Genomic DNA, 20,057 nt, shown 5'->3' on the forward strand with positions numbered 1-20,057 from the left:
CATGAGCAACCTGCCGATCTTCGACATCGCCGGCTCCGCGCTGCAGGCGCAGTCGGTGCGCATGAGCACCATCGCCTCCAACCTCTCCAATGCCGACACCGTCGCCGGTTCCGCCGACGCCGTGTACAAGCCGCTGGAACCGATCTTCCAGGCCGTCACCAGCAAGAACGATCCCAACATCACCTCGGTGAAGGTGAAGGAGATCACCCAGAGCGAGGCCGCGCCGATCAAGCGCTACGAGCCAGGCCACCCGCTGGCCGACGCCGATGGCTACATCTACCAGCCCGATGTCGATCCGGTGGCGCAGATGGTCAACCTGATCTCGACCTCGCGCAATTACCAGGCCGGCGTGGAGATGTTGACCACGGCCAAGGAACTGGCCCTGGCCACCCTGACCATGGGCCGCTGAGGCCCGCAGCACCGGATACCGCCATGACCACCGCCGTCAACAACCAGACCAGCCAGGACGTCTATTCCGCGCTGGGCCTGAACGCCCCCAACAGCAACGCCACGAAAAAGAAGAACACGCTGGACCAGGCCGACTTCCTGCGCCTGATGACCGAGCAGCTGCAGCACCAGGATCCGCTGAAGCCGATGGACAACACGCAGATGGTCGCGCAGATGGCGCAGATGTCCACCGTGCAGGGCATCACCGATCTGAACAAGACGGTGAAGGGCTTCCAGGAGTCGATGGCCAGCGACCAGGTGCTGCGTGGCGCTGCGCTGGTCGGCCACCAGGTGCTGGTGCCGTCGGAAAAGCTGGTGCTGGAGAAGGAAGGCAATGTCGAAGGCACGGTGGCTGCACCGTCGGCCGGCATCATCACCGTGGACATCACCGACGCCAACGGCGCCAAGGTCACCTCGCTGAGCGTGGAAGCCAAGGCTGCCGGCGAAACCGCCTTCCAGTGGGACGGCAAGGATGCCAACGGCAAGCGCATGGAGCCGGGCAAGTACTCCATCGTCGCCAACCATGTCGACACCGCCGGCAAGAGCACCAAGCTGTCCACCTACGTACAGGCGCCGGTGGAGAGCGTGACCGTTGGTTCCGACGGCCTGTACCTGAACCTCAAGGGCCTGGGCACGGCCCCGATCGACTACGTGCTCCGCGTCAGCTGAGCCGCACCTTCCGCATCAACCAGGAGCATCCCATGGGCTTCAATGTCTCGCTGTCCGGCATCAACGCCGCCAACACCGACCTGAGCGTCACCGCCAACAACGTCGCCAACGTCAACACTACCGGCTTCAAGCAGTCGCGCGCGGAGTTCGCCGACCTGTTCGCTTCGACCAGCTACGGCCTGTCGAAGAACCAGACCGGCTCGGGCGTGCGCGTTTCCAACGTCGCCCAGCAGTTCATCCAGGGCCACAACGAGCAGACCGGGCGCAGCCTGGACATGGCCATTTCCGGTGAAGGCTTCTTCACCATGAACATGAATGGTTCGCGCGTGTACTCGCGTGCCGGCAACTTCCAGACCGATTCGGCCGGCTACGTGGTCAACCCGCAGGGTGCGCGCCTGCAGGTGTTCGCGCCGAATGCCGATGGCACCAACTTCGATGCCGGCCGCCTGGTCGACCTGCAGCTGCTGACCACCGACAGCCCGCCGAAGCAGACCAGCGAAGTGAAGGTTGGCTTCACCCTGCCGGCCAACGCCAAGCAGCCGACGGTGGCGACCTTCGACCCGGCCGATTCGAACAGCTACAACCACTCCAGCGGTGGCATCACCGTGTACGACTCGCTGGGCGTGAGCCACATCCAGGTCTCGTACTTCGTCAAGGGCGCCAACCCCAACGAATGGACCGTGCGCAATTACGTCGATGGCCAGCCGGCCGGCGCACCGACCCCGGTCACCTTCGACAACAGCGGCAAGCTGGTCGCACCTGCCAACGGCAAGGTCAGCCTCGGCACCTTCACCCCGACCACCGGTGCCGGCCAGTTGAACATGACGCTGGACATCAGCGGCTCCACCCAGTACGGCGAGAAGTTCGCCCTGCGCAATACCCAGCAGGACGGCTATGCCGCCGGCAAGCTCAACGAAGTGACCGTGTCCGAATCCGGCGTGGTCTACGCCCGCTATTCCAACGGCGACGACAAGCCGCTGGGCCAGGTCGCCCTGACCACCTTCAACAACACGCAGGGCCTGGAATCGAAGGGCAACAACCTGTGGGTGGAGACCTTCGAATCGGGCACGCCGCGCACCGGCATGCCGGACACCTCCAACCTCGGCAAGATCCAGGCCGGCTCACTGGAAGCGTCCACCGTCGATCTCACCGAGCAGCTGGTCAACATGATCACCGCGCAGCGCAACTTCCAGGCCAACGCGCAGATGATCACCACGCAGGACCAGATCACCCAGACCGTCATCAACATCCGTTGATGAGCTGCTGACCCTGTCACGGAACTCCCCGCATGGATAAAGCTCTTTACGTGGCGATGACCGGTGCCCGCGCCTCCCTGCAGGCGCAGGGAACGCTCAGCCACAACCTCGCCAACTCGGACACCCCTGGCTTCAAGGAAGCGCTGGCCAACACCGAAGCCTTCCCGATCAAGGGCCCGGGCTTTGCCTCGCGGGTGGATGCGCTGCACGTCGACGCCGGCTTCAACCGTACGCCCGGCTCGCAGCACATCACCGGCAAGCCGCTGGATCTGTCCCTGCAGACCGGCACCTGGCTGGCCGTGCAGTCCAGCGACGGCAGTGAGGCGTACACGCGCGGCGCTGCATTGTCGGTCACCCCGAACGGCCAGCTGGTGACCTCCAGCGGCCGTCCGGTACTGGATGACAACAACAACCCGATCGCCATTCCGCCCTACCAGGCGATGGAAATCGGTGCCGACGGCACGCTCTCGATCATCCCGCAGGGCGAAGGCCCGCAGACCATGGCGCAGATCGGCCGGATCAAGGTGGTACAGGCGCCGGACGAGCGCCTCGAGCGTGGCCTGGATGGCCTGTTCCGCAACACCGACCCACTGCAGCCGTTCGCACCGGCACAGGGCACGGCCGTGCACAGCGGCCAGCTGGAAGGCAGCAACGTCGATGCCGCCGGTGCACTGGTGCAGATGATCCAGCTGCAGCGCCAGTACGAAATGCAGGTGCAGGTGATCAAGCACGGCGACGACAACGCGCGCAGTGCCAACAGCCTGCTGCGCCTGGGCAGCTGACGGAATTCCGGCGCCGCCCGGGCGCGGCGCTGGCACACCGCTTGCACACCCGTTACCAGGGGCCGCATCGCGCGGCCGGCTTTACCCAGACAGGACACCGAAGATGAACCAGGCATTGTGGATCGCGAAAACCGGACTGGATGCGCAGCAGATGCGCATGTCGGTGGTTTCCAACAACCTCGCCAACACCAACACCACCGGCTTCAAGCAGGACCGTGCCAGCTTCGAGGACCTGCTGTACCAGCAGGTGCGCCAGCCCGGCGGCTCTTCGTCGGCGCAGACCCAGCTGCCGACCGGCCTGCAGCTGGGTACCGGCGTTCGCGTGGTCGCCACCGCCAAGAATTTCGAGCAGGGTGGCCAGCAGCAGACCGGCCGCGCGCTGGACGTGATGGTCAACGGCCGCGGCTTCTTCGAAGTGCAGATGCCCGACGGCAGCTCGGCCTACACCCGTGATGGCTCGTTCAAGATCAACCAGGACAGCGAGCTGGTCACCAACAGCGGCTACCCGGTGCAGCCGGGCATCCAGATTCCCGAGGGCGCGCAGTCGGTGACCATCGGTACCGACGGCACCATCAGCGTGAAGATGGCCGACGGCGCGGCGTCAGTGGAAGTGGGTGCGCTGACCCTGACCGACTTCGTCAATCCGGCCGGCCTGCAGGCGCGCGGCGAGAACCTGTTCCTGGAAACCACCGCTTCCGGTCCGGCACAGAACGGCAATCCCGGGCTCAACGGCCTCGGCACCGTGGTGCAGGGCGCGCTGGAAGGCAGCAACGTCAATGTGGTCGAAGAGCTGGTGTCGATGATCGAAACCCAGCGCGCCTACGAAATGAACGCCAAGGCGATCTCCACCACCGATTCGATGCTCGGCTATCTCAACAACAAGCTCTGACCGGCCCAACCGGGAAACCGCCATGTCGCCCATTTCCAGATTCACCCGCACTGCCCTCGCCTGCGCCGTGGTCGCCCTGCTCGGTGGCTGCGTGATCGCCGGCGACGTGCGCCCCTACGCGGCGATGGCACCGATCCAGCCGATCATGCCGCCGCAGGCCGCGCCGACCGCCGGTGCGATCTACGCTGCCGGCCCGACCCTGCAGCTGTACTCGGACCGCCGCGCACGCGATGTCGGCGACCTGCTGACCATCACCCTGCTGGAAAACACCACCGCGCAGACCAGCGCCAACACGGCCACCAACAAGGAATCCAACCTGAGCCTGGGCACGCCGTCCATCCTCGGTGCGCCGGTCACCCTGGGCGGCAAGGACATCCTCAGTGCGACGGCCAAGGGCGCGCGTGACTTCACCGGCAAGGGCAACAGCGCGCAGAGCAACCGCCTGCAGGGCAGTGTCACCGTCACGGTGATCCAGCGCCTGCCCAATGGCAACCTGGTGGTACAGGGGCAGAAGAACCTGCGGCTGAACCAGGGTGATGAACTGGTACAGGTGCAGGGCATCGTGCGCCCGGGCGACATCAGCCAGGACAACACCATTCCTTCCAGCCGCGTGGCCGAAGCCCGCATCGTCTACGGCGGCCGCGGCCCGGTCGCGCAGTCCAACGCGATGGGCTGGCTGAGCCGCTTCTTCAATTCCGGCCTGACGCCGTTCTGAGTATGGCCATGAAACTCCTCCCCTCTTCTTCCTGGCATCGCCGCGTGGCGTCGTTCGTCGCGCTGATGCTGCTGGTCGTGGCAGCCCCGGCCAGCGCCGAGCGCATCAAGGACCTGGCCCAGGTCGGCGGCGTGCGTGGTAACGCCCTGGTGGGCTACGGCCTGGTGGTCGGCCTGGATGGCAGCGGCGACCGCACCAGCCAGGCGCCCTTCACCGTGCAGAGCCTGAAGAACCTGCTCGGCGAGCTGGGCGTGAACGTACCGGCCAACGTCAATCCGCAGCTGAAGAATGTTGCGGCCGTCGCGATCCATGCCGAGCTGCCGCCGTTCGCCAAGCCGGGCCAGCCGATCGACATCACCGTGTCGTCGATCGGCAACGCCGTCTCGCTGCGCGGCGGCTCGCTGCTGATGGCCCCGCTGCGCGGCGCCGATGGCCAGATCTATGCGATCGCGCAGGGCAACCTGATCGTCGGCGGCTTTGGTGCGCAGGGCAAGGATGGTTCGCGGGTTTCGGTGAACGTACCGAGCGTGGGCCGCATTCCCAATGGCGCCACGGTCGAGCGTGCCCTGCCCGACCCGCTGGCCAATGGCGGCGACATCACGCTGAACCTGCACAACAACGATTTCACCACCGTTTCGCGCATGGTCGCCGCACTCAACAACGCGTTCGGCGAAGGCGCCGCGCGTGCGGTCGACGGCGTGACCGTGGCCGTGACTGCGCCGACCGATCCGGGCGCACGCATCGGCCTGCTGGCCCGCATCGAGAACCTGGAGCTGACCCCGGGCAGCGCCCCGGCCAAGGTCGTGGTCAATTCCCGCACCGGCACCGTGGTCATCGGCCAGCAGGTGCGGGTCGGCCCTGCCGCGATCTCGCATGGTTCGCTGACGGTGACGATCCAGGAGAACACCAACGTCAGCCAACCCAATGCCCTGTCCGGTGGCCGTACCGTGGCCAGCCCACAGTCGACCATCACCGCCACCAACGACGGCAGCCGCATGTTCAAGTTCAGCGGCGGCACCACCCTGGACGAGATCGTGCACGCGGTGAACGCCGTGGGCGCGGCGCCGGGCGACCTGATCGCGATCCTGGAAGCCCTGAAGCAGGCCGGCGCATTGAGTGCCGAGCTCGAGGTGATCTGACATGCGCATCAATCCCGCATTCGACCTGCACCCGGCGCAGCAGAACGACCCGGCGAAGATCGACAAGGTCGCACGCCAGCTGGAAGGCCAGTTCGCACAGATGCTGGTCAAGAGCATGCGTGATGCCAGTTTCGGCGACTCGCTGTTTCCCGGCGAGAACAAGATGTTCCGCGACATGTACGACCAGAAGATCGCCGAGGCGATGACCCGCGGCAAGGGGCTGGGCCTGTCCGGCATGATCAGCCGCCAGCTGTCCGGCCAGGCCGCCGACGGCCCCGCGCTGGATACCCGCGTGGATCCGGCCAAGGCCAGCCGCGCCTACCAGCTCAACGCGCCGGACAAGCCGGCACCGTCGCTGCCGTTGGAAGATGGCAGCCAGGCCGTGCGCATGCTGCAGCAGATGGCGGCCGGCGCACAGCACGGCGCGCAGGCCGCGCTGGCACCGATGGAACAGGCACTGGACCTGATCGCCGGTCGCGAAAGCAGCAGCCTGCACCGCTCGCTGGGCACCGAGGATCCGTACATCGGCAACCTGCAGGGCGAGGACTGGTCCACCAACAACGACCAGTGGTCGGCGACGGCCAGCAACCGCGGTACGGCCATGAGCCAGGCCGATGCGATGGCTACCCGCACCGCCGTCGCTCAGCTGGGGCCGCACACGCCGGAAGGTTTCGTCGCCAGCATCTGGCAGCACGCGCAGAGCGCGGCCAGGGAACTGGGCGTGGATGCCCGTGCGCTGGTCGCCCAGGCCGCGTTGGAAACCGGCTGGGGCAAGCGCCACATCCGCCAGTCCGACGGCAGTACCTCGCACAATCTGTTCGGCATCAAGGCCACCGGCTGGAGCGGCCAGCGCGTTGCAGCCGGCACCCACGAATACGTGGATGGCGTGCGCCGCAACGAAACCGCCAGCTTCCGCGCCTACAGCTCGCCGGCCGAAAGCTTCGCCGACTACGTGCGCCTGCTGAAGACCAGCCCGCGCTACCAGCAGGCCCTGCAGGCCGGCACCGACGTGCAGGGCTTCGCCCGTGGACTTCAGCGCGCCGGCTATGCCACCGACCCGCGCTATGCGGCCAAGATCGCCGCGATCGCCGGTGGCCCGACCATCGAGCGTGCCGTAGCGGCCGTGACCGACGCCGGCGCGCGCCTTGGCCAGACCTTCGCCAGCACCGCGACCGCGGCGCTGGGTATCACCCGTCGTTGAGGAACCCCATGTCCAGCGTACTTTCCACCGGTACCGGTGCCCTGCTCGCCTTCCAGCGTGCGTTGGCGACCACCAGCCACAACGTGGCCAACCTCAATACGCCCGGCTACAGCCGGCAGAAGGTCAACTTCGCTACCGCCGACCCGCAGAACTACGGCTATGGCACGGTCGGCAACGGCACCCGGATCACTGACATCCGCCGCACGGCCGACCAGCTGGCGATCTCGCGCCTGCTCGACAGCAGCGGTGAACTGGCGCGCCTGAAACAGCTTTCGGGCATGGCCGACCGGGTCAACGCGCTGTTCTCCGATGCGGCCACCAATGTGGCCGGCGTCTGGTCGAACTTCTTCGATTCGGTCAGTGGCCTGTCGTCCAACGCGGCCGGCACCGCCGACCGCCAGAACATGCTCGACGGCGGCAAGGCCTTGGCCAACCGCTTCGTGCAGCTCAACACGCACTTGAACAACCTCAACAGCGAGGTCAACAACGGCCTGCTGGCCGGTGCCACCGAGGTCAACCGCCTGGCGCAGGAAATCGCGCAGATCAACGGCGCCATCGGCACCAACATCGCCTCTGCCGCACCCGATCTGCTCGACCGCCGCGACCAGCTGATCACCCAGCTGATCGGCTACACCGGTGGCACGGCGGTGATCCAGGACGGCGGCATCATGAATGTCTACACCGCCGGCGGCAACGCGCTGGTGGTGGGTACCACGGCGACCAAGGTCACCACCGTGGCCGACCCGTACCAGCCCGAGCGCCTGCAGTTGGCGCTGGAGACCCAGGGCAACACCATCCGCCTCGACCCGAAGGCGGTCGGCGGCCAGATCGGTGGCCTGCTGGAATTCCGCGACACCGTGCTGACCCCTGCCCAGGCTGAACTGGGCAAGCTGGCGGTGGGCCTGGCCGAGAGCTTCAACCAGGCGCACCACCAGGGCGTGGACCTGTATGGCCAGCTGGGCGGGGACTTCTTCACCATCGGCAACCCGCGCGTCACCGGCAACAACAGCAATACCGGCACCGCCAGCCTCAGCGCAACCTACGGCGACCTGGGCAAGCTGGACGCGCAGAACGTGGTACTGCAGTTCGATGGCACCAACTGGAAGGCCAGCCGCGCCGACACTGGCGCCAGCATCCCGCTGACCGGCACCGGCACCGCCGCCGATCCGCTGGTGATCAACGGCGTCAAGCTGGTCGTCGGCGGTACGCCGGCTGCAAATGACCGCTTCCTGCTGCAGCCGACCGCGGGCGTGGCCGGCAGCATGGAAGTGGCAATCACCGACCCGTCGCGCATCGCCGCCGCTGCAGCGGTGAAGGGCGCGGCCGCCACCGCCAACACCGGTACCGGCAAGCTGAGCGGTGTCACCGTCACCGATTCGACCAACGCCAACCTGCGCAATCCGTCGGCGATCGTGTTCACCTCGGCCACCACCTACACCATCGACGGTGGGCCGCCGCAGACCTACACGCCCGGCCAGACCATCAGCGCCAACGGCTGGAGCTTCGTGCTGGACGGTGCACCGAAGGTGGGCGATACCTTCAACATCACCCCGACCCCGGCTGGTTCGTCGGACAACAGCAACGCGTCGAAACTGGCCAAGGTGGAAAGCGCGAAGGCGTTCAACGCCGGAACGGTGACACTGAACGGCGCGCTGGGTGGCCTGACCACCCAGGTCGGCGCCGCCGCCCGCTCGGCCGAGTACTCGCTCGACGCGCAGCTGGTGATCAATGACAAGGCGCAGGAAGCCCGCGACGAAGTCTCCGGCGTGAACCTGGACGAGGAAGCGGCGGACATGCTGCGCCTGCAGCAGGCCTACCAGGCCGCCTCGCAGCTGATCTCGACCGCCGACAGCATGTTCCAGACCATCCTGGGAGCCGTCCGCCGATGAGCAGCCGCATCTCCACCAGCATGATGTTCAACCAGTCGGTGTCGCTGATGATGGCCAAGCAGGCCAAGCTCAGCCACCTGGAGCAGCAGATTGCCACCGGCAGCAAGATCGTCAGCGCCAAGGACGATCCGGTTGCCGCCGGCACTGCGGTCGGCCTTGACCGCAGCCTGGCTGCACTGGACCGCATGAAGCTCAATGCCGGCAACGTGCAGAACCGCCTGGGCGTGCAGGAAAACACCCTGGCACAGGTCAACGACCTGATGGCACGCGTCAACGATCTGACCATCCAGGCCAGCAATCCGGCGCTGAGCGCGGCGGACAAGAAGACGCTGATCACCGAGGTCAACCAGATCCGCGACGGCCTGCTGTCGCTGGCCAACGCCGATGATGGCACCGGCCGCTACGTGTTCGGTGGCACCAACGACGGCGACCCGCCGTTTGCCAAGATCAACGGCAAAGTGGTCTACCGTGGCGACCAGACCCAACGCCAGGTCGAAGTCGGTCCGGATACCTACGTGAAGGACGCGCTGCCCGGCAGCGAGATCTTCATGCGCATTCCCACCGGCGATGGCTTCGTCGACGGCAGCGCTGCGGCCGGCAACACCGGCAACGGCGTGCTCACCAACATCACCCGCGACGGCAGCGACAGCTGGAACGGCCAGGGCTTCAGCGTGCGCTTCACCACTGGCAACCAATACGAGGTGGTGGACGGTGCGGGCAACGTGACCGGAACCGGCACCTACAAGGCCGGCGACGATCTGGAAGTGAACGGTGTGCGCCTGCGCATCACCGGCGCACCGGCAGCGGGCGACAGCTTCAGCGTACAGGCCGCCAGCAGCCGCGACATCTTCTCCACCATGGACAACCTGGTGGCGGCGCTGGGTGCCGACACCGGTACCACCGCGCAGATGACCGCGCAGCAGAACCAGCTGCAGAGCGCACTGCGCGACGTGGCGCGCGCTTCCGAGCGGATGATCGATTCGCGTGCCGCAGGCGGTGCGCAGTTGAAGGCGCTGGACAATGCCGCCGACATGCGCGAGGCCAATGGCGTGACCCTGAAGACCACGCTGTCGCAGATGCGCGACCTGGATTACGCCGATGCGCTGAGCCAGTACCAGCTGCAGAGCACCGCGCTGCAGGCGGCGCAGACGATCTTCTCGCAGATGCAGTCGATGTCGCTGTTCAACAAGCTGCGCTGACGCGCCGCCCGCGTCAGTCCCGAAAGGCCGCGATGCCCTGCATCGCGGCCTTTTTCGTTTGCGCGCCTGCCCGCCGCTGCGCGGCCACCTGGCCGTCGCCGACCGATTTTCCGTGATTCTCCATCAAGCCCGGCCCGACCCCGCCGATACCTTCATCAGCGCTGGTCAGGCCCTGCCCGACCGCCCCTCCCGGGGCCGCTTCCACCCTGGCAACAGGGCTGAAAACCCCGGGAAAACAGCTTCAGGCAACGAATTCTGGCTTCAACGGAATTCACGGCTAAAGGTTGTTGACAAAGCGCCGTTATTCATTTGGCAACGGCGAAGCACACAGCCACACAAAAAAACAGGCGGCGCTTCGTTTCATTCACCAACGGGTTCCATATAAGAGGAGACGACCCCATGGCACAGGTAATCAACACCAATACGATGTCGCTCAACGCTCAGCGCAACCTGAGCACCAGCGGCAGCTCGCTCGCCACCACCATCCAGCGCCTCTCGTCCGGCCTGCGCATCAACAGCGCGAAGGACGACGCGGCCGGCCTGGCCATCAGCGAGCGCTTCACCACCCAGATCCGCGGTCTGGACGTGGCCATCCGCAACGCCAACGACGGCATCTCGCTGGCCCAGGTCGCCGAAGGTTCGCTGAACGAAGTCGGCAACAACCTGCAGCGCATCCGCGAACTGGGTGTGCAGGCCTCCAATGCCACCAACTCGGCCAGCGACCGCAAGGCCCTGCAGGCTGAAGTGACCCAGCTGGTCAGCGAGATCGACCGCGTCGCCAAGCAGGCCGACTTCAACGGCACCAAGCTGCTGGACGGCAGCTTCACCAGCCAGCTGTTCCAGGTGGGTGCCAACGCCGGACAGGCCATCGCCATCAACAGCGTGGTCAACGCCAAGGCCGATTCGCTGGGCGCGGCCACTTTCGCCAACGGTTATACCGGCACCGCACTGGCGGTGGACAAGGCGACGGCCGACACCACCTACTCCGGCCTGCAGGTCTCGGTCACCCCGCCGGGCGGCACCGCCACCACGGTCACCATCAGCGACTTCACGGTGAAGGCTGGCGAATCGATCACCTCGGCCACCGCCGCGGCGATCAACAACAAGCTGGGCGAAACCGGCGTGGTTGCCTCGGTCAATGCCGGCGTCGTCAGCCTGGCCTCGGTCAAGGATGGCCAGACCTTCGCGCTGGGTGTCAGCGCGGCGACTCCGCCGGCCGGCGCCACCGCCGCGACCCTCGCCGGCCTGGGCCTGACCGAGACCAGCACCAACGGCGGCACCCTGACCGGTGCAGCGGCCAGCTTCGTCAAGGACCTGAACGTCACTACCGCCGAAGGCGCACAGAAGGCCATGTCGATCGTCGACAAGGCCCTGGAATCGGTCAACAGCGTCCGCGCCGACCTCGGCGCGATCCAGAACCGCTTCACCTCGGTGGTGGCCAACCTGCAGACCTCCTCGGAGAACCTGTCCGCGTCGCGCAGCCGCATCCGCGATACCGACTTCGCCAAGGAAACCGCCGAACTGACCCGCACCCAGATCCTGCAGCAGGCCGGTACGGCCATGCTGGCCCAGGCCAACCAGGTACCGCAGAACGTGCTCAGCCTGTTGCAGCGCTGACATGAGCCGCCCCCGGGGCACGTCGGGGGCGTCTAACCCAACTCACGTGCAACCGCTCAAGGACCTCTCCTCATGGCACAAGTCATCAACACCAATACGATGTCGTTGAATGCTCAGCGTAACCTGAGCACCAGCGGCAGCTCGCTGGCTACCACCATCCAGCGCCTGTCCTCCGGTTCGCGCATCAACAGCGCCAAGGACGACGCCGCCGGCCTGGCGATCTCCGAGCGCTTCGGCACCCAGATCCGCGGTACCGACGTCGCCATCCGCAATGCCAACGACGGTATCTCGCTGGCCCAGGTCGCCGAAGGTTCGCTGACCGAAATCGGCAACAACCTGCAGCGCGTTCGCGAGCTGTCGGTGCAGGCCTCCAACGCCACCAACTCGGCCAGCGACCGCAAGGCGCTGCAGGCCGAAGTGACCCAGCTGGTCTCGGAAATCGACCGCGTCGCCAAGCAGTCGGACTTCAACGGCACCAAGCTGCTGGACGGTTCGTTCTCCAGCCAGCTGTTCCAGGTCGGTGCCAACGCCGGCCAGGCCATCGCCATCGACAAGACCATCGATGCCAAGGCCAACGCCCTGGGCGGCGCCAAGTTCGACACCAACGCGCTGGCCCTGGCCGACCCGGGCACCAACGCTGATTTCAGCACCAGCGGCCTGCAGATCAATGGCGTTGCCATTGCCGATGTCTCGGTCAAGCAGGGCGCCGACGCCGCTGCCACCGGCAAGGCCTCGCGTGAAGCACTGGTGACCGCGATCAACGCCAAGATCGGCGAGACCGGCGTGTTCGCGGAAGTGAACGGCACCGCTGGCGTGACCCTGACCTCGGTCAAGGACAGCGTCAACGCCGATGGCTCGTTCAAGGCCATCACCGCGACCCCGGGCACCTGGACCGGCGCCACCGCGCCGACCTTCACCGCCTCGACGGCCGCGCCGGCCGCCAAGTACGCCAGCGACCTGGACGTCAGCACCGTGAAGGGTGCCCAGCAGGCGATGGAAATCGTCGACAAGGCCCTGGGTGCGATCAACAGCACCCGCGCCGACCTCGGTGCGATCCAGAACCGCTTCACCTCGGTCGTGGCCAACCTGCAGACCTCGTCGGAAAACCTGTCGGCATCGCGCAGCCGCATCAAGGACACCGACTTCGCCAAGGAAACCGCCGAGCTGACCCGCACCCAGATCCTGCAGCAGGCCGGTACGGCCATGCTGGCCCAGGCCAACCAGGTGCCGCAGGGCGTGCTCAGCCTGCTGCGCTGATCCGCTCGCTGATCGACCTCCGGGCGCCGCATGACGCGGCGCCCGGATCCTGAAACACGTTCCACCTTCGCCAAAGGAAAAGCACCATGGCACAAGTCATCAACACCAATACGATGTCCCTGAATGCTCAGCGCAACCTGAGCACCAGCGGCAGCTCGCTGGCTACCACCATCCAGCGCCTGTCCTCCGGTTCGCGCATCAACAGCGCCAAGGACGACGCCGCCGGCCTGGCGATCTCCGAGCGCTTCGGCACGCAGATCCGCGGTACCGACGTCGCCATCCGCAATGCCAACGACGGTATCTCGCTGGCCCAGGTCGCCGAAGGTTCGCTGACCGAAATCGGCAACAACCTGCAGCGCGTCCGCGAGCTGTCGGTGCAGGCCTCCAACGCCACCAACTCGGCCAGCGACCGCAAGGCGCTGCAGGCCGAAGTGACCCAGCTGGTCTCGGAAATCGACCGCGTCGCCAAGCAGTCGGACTTCAACGGCACCAAGCTGCTGGACGGCACCTTCTCCAGCCAGCTGTTCCAGGTCGGCGCCAATGCCGGCCAGGCCATCGCCATCGACAAGACCATCGATGCCAAGGCCGGCTCGCTGGGCACCTCGACCTTCGCCACCGGCGCGACTGCCGCCCTGGCTGCCAGCACCGACGGCGCCCGTTTCTCCGGCACCGTGATGGGCGTGGACATCGGCACGGTTGAAGTGAAGGCCGGCGCCACCACGGCCGATGCCTCCAAGGCCGTCGCCACCGCCATCAACGCCAAGATCGGCGAGGCCGGCATCTACGCCGAAGCCAATGCCGACGGCACCCTGAAGCTGAGCTCGGTGAAGGAAGGCAAGGCTGTCGCCGCCGCCGATATCGCCCTGATGCGCAGCGACTACGACGCGACCGCCAAGACCTGGGGCACCGCGGCAGCTGCGGGCGCCTACACTGCCGGCACCGATACCTCGGCCAACGTGCAGAAGCTGGACGTGAGCACCGTGCTCGGCGCCCAGCAGGCGCTGGAAGTGGTCGACAAGGCCCTGGGTGCGATCAACAGCACCCGCGCCGACCTCGGTGCGATCCAGAACCGCTTCACCTCGGTCGTGGCCAACCTGCAGACCTCGTCGGAAAACCTGTCGGCGTCGCGCAGCCGCATCAAGGACACCGACTTCGCCAAGGAAACCGCCGAACTGACCCGCACCCAGATCCTGCAGCAGGCCGGTACGGCCATGCTGGCCCAGGCCAACCAGGTGCCGCAGGGCGTGCTCAGCCTGCTGCGCTGATCCACGGCAAGAAGGCGCCGCTACCGTCGGATCGAACCGACGGTAGCGGCAACCGGGAAGCCACGATGCACGAAGGCGCGGGCCATGCCCGGCCCGGGATCACTCCCGAACCGGCTTGGCATCGCCCGCTCCTGCGGACCTCTCTTTCAGCGCTGTACCTTTGACTGTACGTACCGGGCGGCTTCGTCTCCCCCCGATTGTCAGTAGCCTGATCCCTCCCCTGCATTGGGGGAGGGCTTTTTGCAGACTCCCGGCAGCCCGCGGTGAACCTACCCGCACCCTGCCCCAGCCCTCCTGCAACCCGCGTGCCAGAACCCGCGCCAAGGCGATTGGCACGGCACGTGCATCGACGAAGTCCTCAAGACCCAGCGGCGCAGGCCGCTATTTTCGTTGACGACGGGCCACCGCACGGCGGCCAGGCCCGGATACCAGGAGAAACGACGTGGCAGACTTTGGATACGGTGGCATTGGCTCGGGACTGGATATTTCCAGCATCGTCAACCAGCTGGTCGCAGCTGACCGCAAGCCCGCCGACAATGCGCTGAACCTGCAGCAGTCCAAGGCCAAGATGCAGTTGTCGTCGATCGGCACCATCACCTCTGCCTTCGACAAGCTGAAGACGGCGCTGACCGCACTGAAGGCCACCACGGCGTTCGACACGCGCACGGTGACCGCCAGCAAGGGCGGCGACAAGGGCACCGACGAGATCCTGACGGCGTCGGTCGCGCTGTATGACGTTGGCACCACCAAGGCTGCGGCCTCCAACGGCACGCACGTGGTCAATGTCACCTCGCTGGCGACAGCGCACAAACTGATCGCCGATACCTCGGTACCCAAGACCGACACGTTTGCTGCCGGAACCTTGACGCTGACCGTTGGCGTGGGCGACAAGGCCAAGACCATGAACGTGGAGGTGGAGGACGGCGACACGCTGACCACCATCCGCAACAAGATCGATGCGGCCGGCCGCAAGGAAGGCGTGCAGGCCACCCTGATCAGCTCCGGCGACAACCAGTACCTGTCGATCGCCCAGGAGAAGACCGGTGCCGCCAACGCGATCAAGCTCGAATACGCCGGCAGCGACGCCAAACTGGGCGGCCTGGTCAACAGCCTCAAGCAGAACACCGCCGCCGCCGACGCCGAGCTGACCATCGATGGTGTGAAGGTCGTCAGCGCCAGCAACACCGTGGCCGATGCGGTTCCGGGCCTGACCCTGAACCTGAAGATGCCGGGCACCAGCACGGTGACCATCAGCACGGACACTGCGGCAGCCACCAAGGTGATGCAGGAGTTCGTCACCGCCTACAACGCTGCACTGGCGGCGATCAACACCGAAACCAAGTACGACGCCAAGACCAAGGAAGCCTCCACGCTGACCGGCGATGCGCAGATGCGCGGCGCCACCAGCCAGCTGCGCTCGGTGATGTCGAGCGTGCTCAAGGACCTGGCCGGTGACAAGCTCGATGCCAAGGCGATCGGCCTGGATACCCGCGGCTATCCCAATGCCGACGGCACGCTGATCCTGGACACCACCAAGTTCGCCGCCGCACTGGCCAGCCAGCCGGAGAAGATGCGCCAGGCGATCACCGGTGATACCGGCGGTGCCGGCAAGCTGTACACGCTGGTCGACGGCTATGTCAGCACCACGGTCGGCAAGGAAGGCGCCTTCGTTGCCCGCACCAAGGGCCTGAACACCACGCTGGACAACATCGACAAGCGCCGCAAGGACCTCGACACGCGCATGAAGAGCGTGGAAGAGCGCTACAAGAAGCAGTTCCTGGCGCTGGACAGCCTGATGGGCAAGCTGCAGCAGAGCAACACCGCGCTGCAGCAGCAGCTGGCCCAGTTGAACCGCTGACGGAATATGCACGGCACTCAAGTTTGCCGCGCAATGCACCGATAACGGACGCAACAGCAATCATCGCCGCGCCGTCGGCACCGGTCCCCGCGATCACCCGACGGCACCCCGCGCAAGGAGAATCACGAATGTACGGTTCCAGCCGTCAATATGCCGAGCAGTACCGCCAGGTGGGGGTGACCAGTGCGGTCGCCGATGCCGATCCACACAAGCTGGTGGCGATGCTGCTGGCCGGCGCGCTGGAGCGCGTGCGCCGCGCCCTGGCCAGCCTTGAACGCGGTGACCAGGCCGGCAAGGGCAAGGCGATCGGCGAAGTCTGCGCGATCGTCGGCCACCTCAACGGCTCGCTGGACCATGAGGCCGGTGGCGAGATCGCCGGAAATCTGTCGGCACTCTATGACTACGTGCTGCAGCGCCTGACCGAGGCCAACCTGCACAACGACCGTGCCGCGCTGGATGAATCGCTGCAGCTGCTGGGCGAGATCGACAGCGCCTGGAACGCGATCCCGCACGAACAGCGCCGCCCGGCCGCGGTGGCGCCATGAGCCTGCAGGAACTGCATGCGCAGCTGGATGCCTTCGAGAGAGCCTTGGGCGAAGACTCCCTCGACCAGGCCGACAGCCTGCTCGACGGCCACGACAGCACCCTGCACGCCCTGCTCAGCCAGCCGCTGACCGCTGCGGACCACGCGCCGCTGAGCGCCCTGTTCGAGCGCCATCAGAGTCTGCTCGGCCTGCTGCGCCAGCGCCGTGATGCCGTGGCCGCACTGATGAACGACGGCCAGCGCTCCCTTCGCGCGGCGCATGCCTATCTGCAGGCAGAATCGCTGGCATGACCTCGCTGCCGACCACCTCGCTGCATCACCCGGCCGAAAGCGAGCTGTTCGACGAGACGCTCAGCTGCGAACTGGCCCTGCCGGCCGACTTCCAGGCGGGCAGCGCGGCCGGCCGCACCAGCAGCGCCGAAGGCCTGCTGCGCAGCCTGGCACTGGTCGAGGACAGCCGCGGCGACGAGCACGACGAACGCAACGAAGCCAGCCTGCAGCTGCAGCGCCTGGAAGCCAAGCTGGACCTGGCGATGGTGCTGCTCGGCCGGCTGGTGCGCCAGCAGGGCCAGGAGCTGACCCTGCGACCGGTGCGCTGGTCGCGCCGTGGCATCCGCCTGCAGCTGGGCCCGCGCAGTGGCGCAAGCCCCGGCCAGGCCGGCGTGGTGCGCCTGCAGCCCAGCGACTGGCTGCCCGACCACATCGACCTGCCGGTGGAGGTCGTCGCAGAAGCCGCCGACGGTAGCGGCGGGCACTTCCTGTGGCTGCGCTTCCAGCGTTTGGGTGATGGCCTGGAGATGGCGATGGAGCGGCACCTGTTCCGCCTGCACCGCCGCCAGGTGGCCGAGGCACGCCGCGCACGCTGAAACCCGCCCCCTTGGCGCTGTACGGCCGACCCTTGGCGCGCCCGTTCAGCTAAGTTAAGGTGGATGCCCCTACACGGATCTGCTGCGTGCCTGTGCGAGTTCTCATCGTCGACGATCACACCCTTGTCCGCGCCGGCCTGGCGCGGCTGCTGCAGGGGTTTGCCGACGTGCAGCTCGTGGCCGAGGCCAGCAACGCCGAACAGGCACTGCAACTGTCCCTGCAGCACGCACCGGATGTGGTGCTGATGGACCTCTCGCTGCCGGGCCGCACCGGCCTGGAAGCGCTCAGCGACATCCGCCTGCGTGCCCCCGGTACCCGGGTGGTGATGATGACCATGCACGACGATGCCGCCCACGTGCGCGATGCACTGGATCGTGGCGCGGTCGGGTTCGTGGTGAAGGACGCCGCACCGCAGGAACTGGAACTGGCACTGCGGGCCGCGCACGCCGGCCAGGTGTTCCTGAGCCCGCAGATCTCGGCCAAGATGCTGGCGCCGATGCTGGGCCGCGAGAAACCCACCGGCATCGCCGCACTCTCACCACGGCAGCGTGAGATCCTGCGCCGCATCGGCAAGGGCGAGAGCAACAAGGAAATCGCCGCCGATCTCGGCATCAGCGTCAAGACGGTGGAGACCCACCGCGCGCGGATGATGGAATCGCTGGGCTGCCGCCGCGCCAATGACCTGCTGCTGCTGGCCGCACGCCATCAGCACGAGCTCGAGTAGGCGCCGGTATCGGGGTCAGATCCCTTTCCCGCGGAAAAGGATCTGACCCCGCGACACCCTGCAGCGGCGACGACATCCCGTCACCCCGACATTCCCTGACAGGAATCCGTACCCCGACCGCCGCGCGCCCAGCGGCTTCGCCACCACAAATCAATGACTTGGCGACGCATTTCGTCAATTTCCCGGGTCGGTGTAGGGAATTCCCCTACACCCTGTCGGGAGTTCCACGAAATGCATCAGGAACCCCCCGATTCCGCCCCCGCCGGATCAAAAGCAAGATGCGTTCCACAAGGCGCCGGGGAGCGGTGCCGGGGAACCACGATGAAGGCTGCACTCTCGACCCAGCTGGGCCAGCAACTCCACCTCACCCCGCAACTGCTGCAGTCGATCCGGCTGCTGCAGCTCGATGGCCTGCACCTGGAGCAGGAAATCCAGCGCCTGCTGGACTCCAACCCGCTGCTGGAGATCGAGGAGGCCGAAGCGCCCGCTGCTGAAGCCACCGAAGCGAGTGCCACCACCCTCGACACCGCCGCCTTCGACGAGCTGCCCGAGCCGTCGATGTGGGATGTGGCCGGTGCCAATTGGCAGGACGGTGATGACGACCGCATGGCACGCATCGCCGCCGGCGAGTCGACCGACCCGCAGCTGCGCGTGCTGCAGCGCCTGGCGCTGGACATGGACGACCATCAGCTGGCGGTGGCCGCGTTCTGGCTGGACCACTGCGATGAAGCCGGCTACCTGCAGGCGCCGCTGGCCCAGCTGCAGCTGCTGGCCAGTGCCCAGTTCGACATCACCGCCGACGGCGTGGAAGCCATCCGCCAGCAGCTGCTGCATGGCGAGCCCGCCGGCATGGCCGCGCAGGACCTGCGCGAAGGCCTGCAGGCGCAGCTGCGCAGCCTGCATGGCGTGGTGCCGGCCCGCCACCTGGCCGCACGCATTCTCGATGGCGCGCTCGACGCGCTCGCGGCCCACGACTACCCCGCCCTCGCCCGCCAGCACGACGCCGAGATCGACGACGTGCGCGAGGCGGTGCGCCTGATCCTCTCGCTGCAGCCGCGCCCGGGCGACAGCCTGCTGCCCGAACGCAACGCCGTGGTGGTGCCGGACGTGGTCGCCTGGCACGCTGATGGGCAGTGGAAGGTCGCACTGAACCCGGCCACCAGCCGCCGCGTGTCGATCAACAGCCAGTACGAACAGGCCCTGGCCGAGACCAGCGACGCCGCCCCGGCACTGCGCGAAATGCTGCAGGAGGCGCGCTGGTTCAGCCGCGGCCTGTCGATGCGCTACGACACCCTGCTGCGCACCGCCCGGGTGATCGTCGAGCGCCAGGCCGCCTTCCTGGTCCGTGGCGAAGAGGCCATGGCGCCGTTGACCCTGAAGGAAGTGGCCGAGGAGATCGGCATGCACGAGTCCACCGTCTCGCGCATCACCACCGGCAAGTTCCTGCAGACCCCGCGCGGCACCTTCGAACTGAAGCACTTCTTCGCCGTGCGCCTGGAAGGCGCCAGCGTCTCCGGCCAGGCGGTGAAGGCCATGGTCCGCCGCCTGATCGACGCCGAACCGGCCGGCCGCCCGCTGGCCGATGAGGCCATTGCCGGCCTGCTGTCACGCCAGGGGGTGAACATTGCCCGCCGAACCGTCGCAAAATACCGAGAACAACTGGATATCGCCCCGGCCCGCGAACGGCGCCGGCTCAGCGCCAGGCAACCCCAGCTGGCCCGGGTGGGCTGAAAAGGATG

19 protein-coding genes are annotated in these 20,057 nt (G+C 66.8%); all 19 read left to right on the forward strand.

The window, feature by feature from the left end:
- Position 1 precedes the first annotated feature (1 nt).
- The 19 genes from flgC to rpoN all read left to right on the forward strand — a co-directional run bounded on the left by flgC (position 2) and on the right by rpoN (position 20,049).
- Positions 2-409 (forward strand): flagellar basal body rod protein FlgC, encoded by a 408-nt coding sequence (gene flgC / locus VG566_RS01925; RefSeq protein ID WP_005416461.1) that lies wholly within the window; start codon positions 2-4, stop codon positions 407-409.
- Positions 410-432: 23 nt separating this feature from the next.
- On the forward strand, positions 433-1,116 hold the full coding sequence (locus VG566_RS01930) for a flagellar hook capping FlgD N-terminal domain-containing protein (RefSeq protein ID WP_014647064.1): 684 nt from the start codon (positions 433-435) through the stop codon (positions 1,114-1,116).
- A gap of 32 nt (positions 1,117-1,148) precedes the next feature.
- Positions 1,149-2,372, forward strand: a complete 1,224-nt coding sequence (flgE, locus tag VG566_RS01935) for a flagellar hook protein FlgE (protein WP_014647063.1) — start codon at positions 1,149-1,151, stop codon at positions 2,370-2,372.
- Positions 2,373-2,404: 32 nt separating this feature from the next.
- Positions 2,405-3,154 carry a flagellar basal body rod protein FlgF gene (locus tag VG566_RS01940; protein ID WP_032961905.1) on the forward strand — a complete coding sequence of 250 codons (750 nt, stop codon included), beginning with the start codon at positions 2,405-2,407 and terminating at the stop codon, positions 3,152-3,154.
- Between the two features lie 103 nt (positions 3,155-3,257).
- Positions 3,258-4,043 carry a flagellar basal-body rod protein FlgG gene (gene flgG, locus VG566_RS01945; RefSeq protein WP_005409571.1) on the forward strand — a complete coding sequence of 262 codons (786 nt, stop codon included), beginning with the start codon at positions 3,258-3,260 and terminating at the stop codon, positions 4,041-4,043.
- A 22-nt stretch (positions 4,044-4,065) separates the two neighbouring features.
- Positions 4,066-4,758: a flagellar basal body L-ring protein FlgH gene (gene flgH, locus VG566_RS01950; RefSeq protein ID WP_014647061.1), complete on the forward strand. Its 693-nt coding sequence runs from the start codon at positions 4,066-4,068 to the stop codon at positions 4,756-4,758.
- Between the two features lie 2 nt (positions 4,759-4,760).
- A complete protein-coding gene (locus VG566_RS01955; RefSeq protein WP_126412115.1) occupies positions 4,761-5,897 on the forward strand; it encodes a flagellar basal body P-ring protein FlgI in 1,137 nt (378 codons plus the stop codon).
- Position 5,898: 1 nt separating this feature from the next.
- Positions 5,899-7,098 (forward strand): flagellar assembly peptidoglycan hydrolase FlgJ, encoded by a 1,200-nt coding sequence (gene flgJ, locus VG566_RS01960; RefSeq protein WP_049408312.1) that lies wholly within the window; start codon positions 5,899-5,901, stop codon positions 7,096-7,098.
- Between the two features lie 8 nt (positions 7,099-7,106).
- On the forward strand, positions 7,107-8,987 hold the full coding sequence (gene flgK / locus VG566_RS01965; RefSeq protein WP_032961912.1) for a flagellar hook-associated protein FlgK: 1,881 nt from the start codon (positions 7,107-7,109) through the stop codon (positions 8,985-8,987).
- Positions 8,984-10,186: a flagellar hook-associated protein FlgL gene (flgL, locus tag VG566_RS01970; RefSeq protein WP_014647057.1), complete on the forward strand. Its 1,203-nt coding sequence runs from the start codon at positions 8,984-8,986 to the stop codon at positions 10,184-10,186. Before flgK ends, flgL begins: the two co-directional genes overlap by 4 nt.
- Positions 10,187-10,585: 399 nt before the next feature.
- Positions 10,586-11,803 carry a flagellin gene (locus VG566_RS01975; RefSeq protein WP_032961916.1) on the forward strand — a complete coding sequence of 406 codons (1,218 nt, stop codon included), beginning with the start codon at positions 10,586-10,588 and terminating at the stop codon, positions 11,801-11,803.
- Positions 11,804-11,875: 72 nt separating this feature from the next.
- Positions 11,876-13,060, forward strand: a complete 1,185-nt coding sequence (locus VG566_RS01980; RefSeq protein WP_005413266.1) for a flagellin — start codon at positions 11,876-11,878, stop codon at positions 13,058-13,060.
- A gap of 86 nt (positions 13,061-13,146) precedes the next feature.
- Entirely contained in the window at positions 13,147-14,325 is a 1,179-nt protein-coding gene (locus VG566_RS01985) for a flagellin (RefSeq protein ID WP_014647055.1), read from the forward strand.
- Positions 14,326-14,767: 442 nt separating this feature from the next.
- Positions 14,768-16,183, forward strand: a complete 1,416-nt coding sequence (gene fliD / locus VG566_RS01990; protein ID WP_014647054.1) for a flagellar filament capping protein FliD — start codon at positions 14,768-14,770, stop codon at positions 16,181-16,183.
- Positions 16,184-16,311: 128 nt separating this feature from the next.
- Entirely contained in the window at positions 16,312-16,728 is a 417-nt protein-coding gene (gene fliS / locus VG566_RS01995; protein WP_005416447.1) for a flagellar export chaperone FliS, read from the forward strand.
- On the forward strand, positions 16,725-17,018 hold the full coding sequence (locus VG566_RS02000) for a hypothetical protein (RefSeq protein WP_046430460.1): 294 nt from the start codon (positions 16,725-16,727) through the stop codon (positions 17,016-17,018). The genes fliS and VG566_RS02000 overlap by 4 nt, the downstream gene beginning before the upstream one ends.
- Positions 17,015-17,593, forward strand: coding sequence for a PilZ domain-containing protein (locus tag VG566_RS02005; protein ID WP_241883840.1), 579 nt, complete (start codon positions 17,015-17,017; stop codon positions 17,591-17,593). Before VG566_RS02000 ends, VG566_RS02005 begins: the two co-directional genes overlap by 4 nt.
- Positions 17,594-17,685: 92 nt before the next feature.
- A complete protein-coding gene (locus tag VG566_RS02010) occupies positions 17,686-18,318 on the forward strand; it encodes a response regulator (RefSeq protein WP_032959406.1) in 633 nt (210 codons plus the stop codon).
- A 321-nt stretch (positions 18,319-18,639) separates the two neighbouring features.
- Positions 18,640-20,049 (forward strand): RNA polymerase factor sigma-54, encoded by a 1,410-nt coding sequence (gene rpoN / locus VG566_RS02015; RefSeq protein ID WP_049419501.1) that lies wholly within the window; start codon positions 18,640-18,642, stop codon positions 20,047-20,049.
- Positions 20,050-20,057: the final 8 nt, after the last annotated feature.

Origin of the sequence: Stenotrophomonas sp. CASM114 (assembly GCF_049384325.1) — a bacterium.
GTDB lineage: Bacteria > Pseudomonadota > Gammaproteobacteria > Xanthomonadales > Xanthomonadaceae > Stenotrophomonas > Stenotrophomonas muris.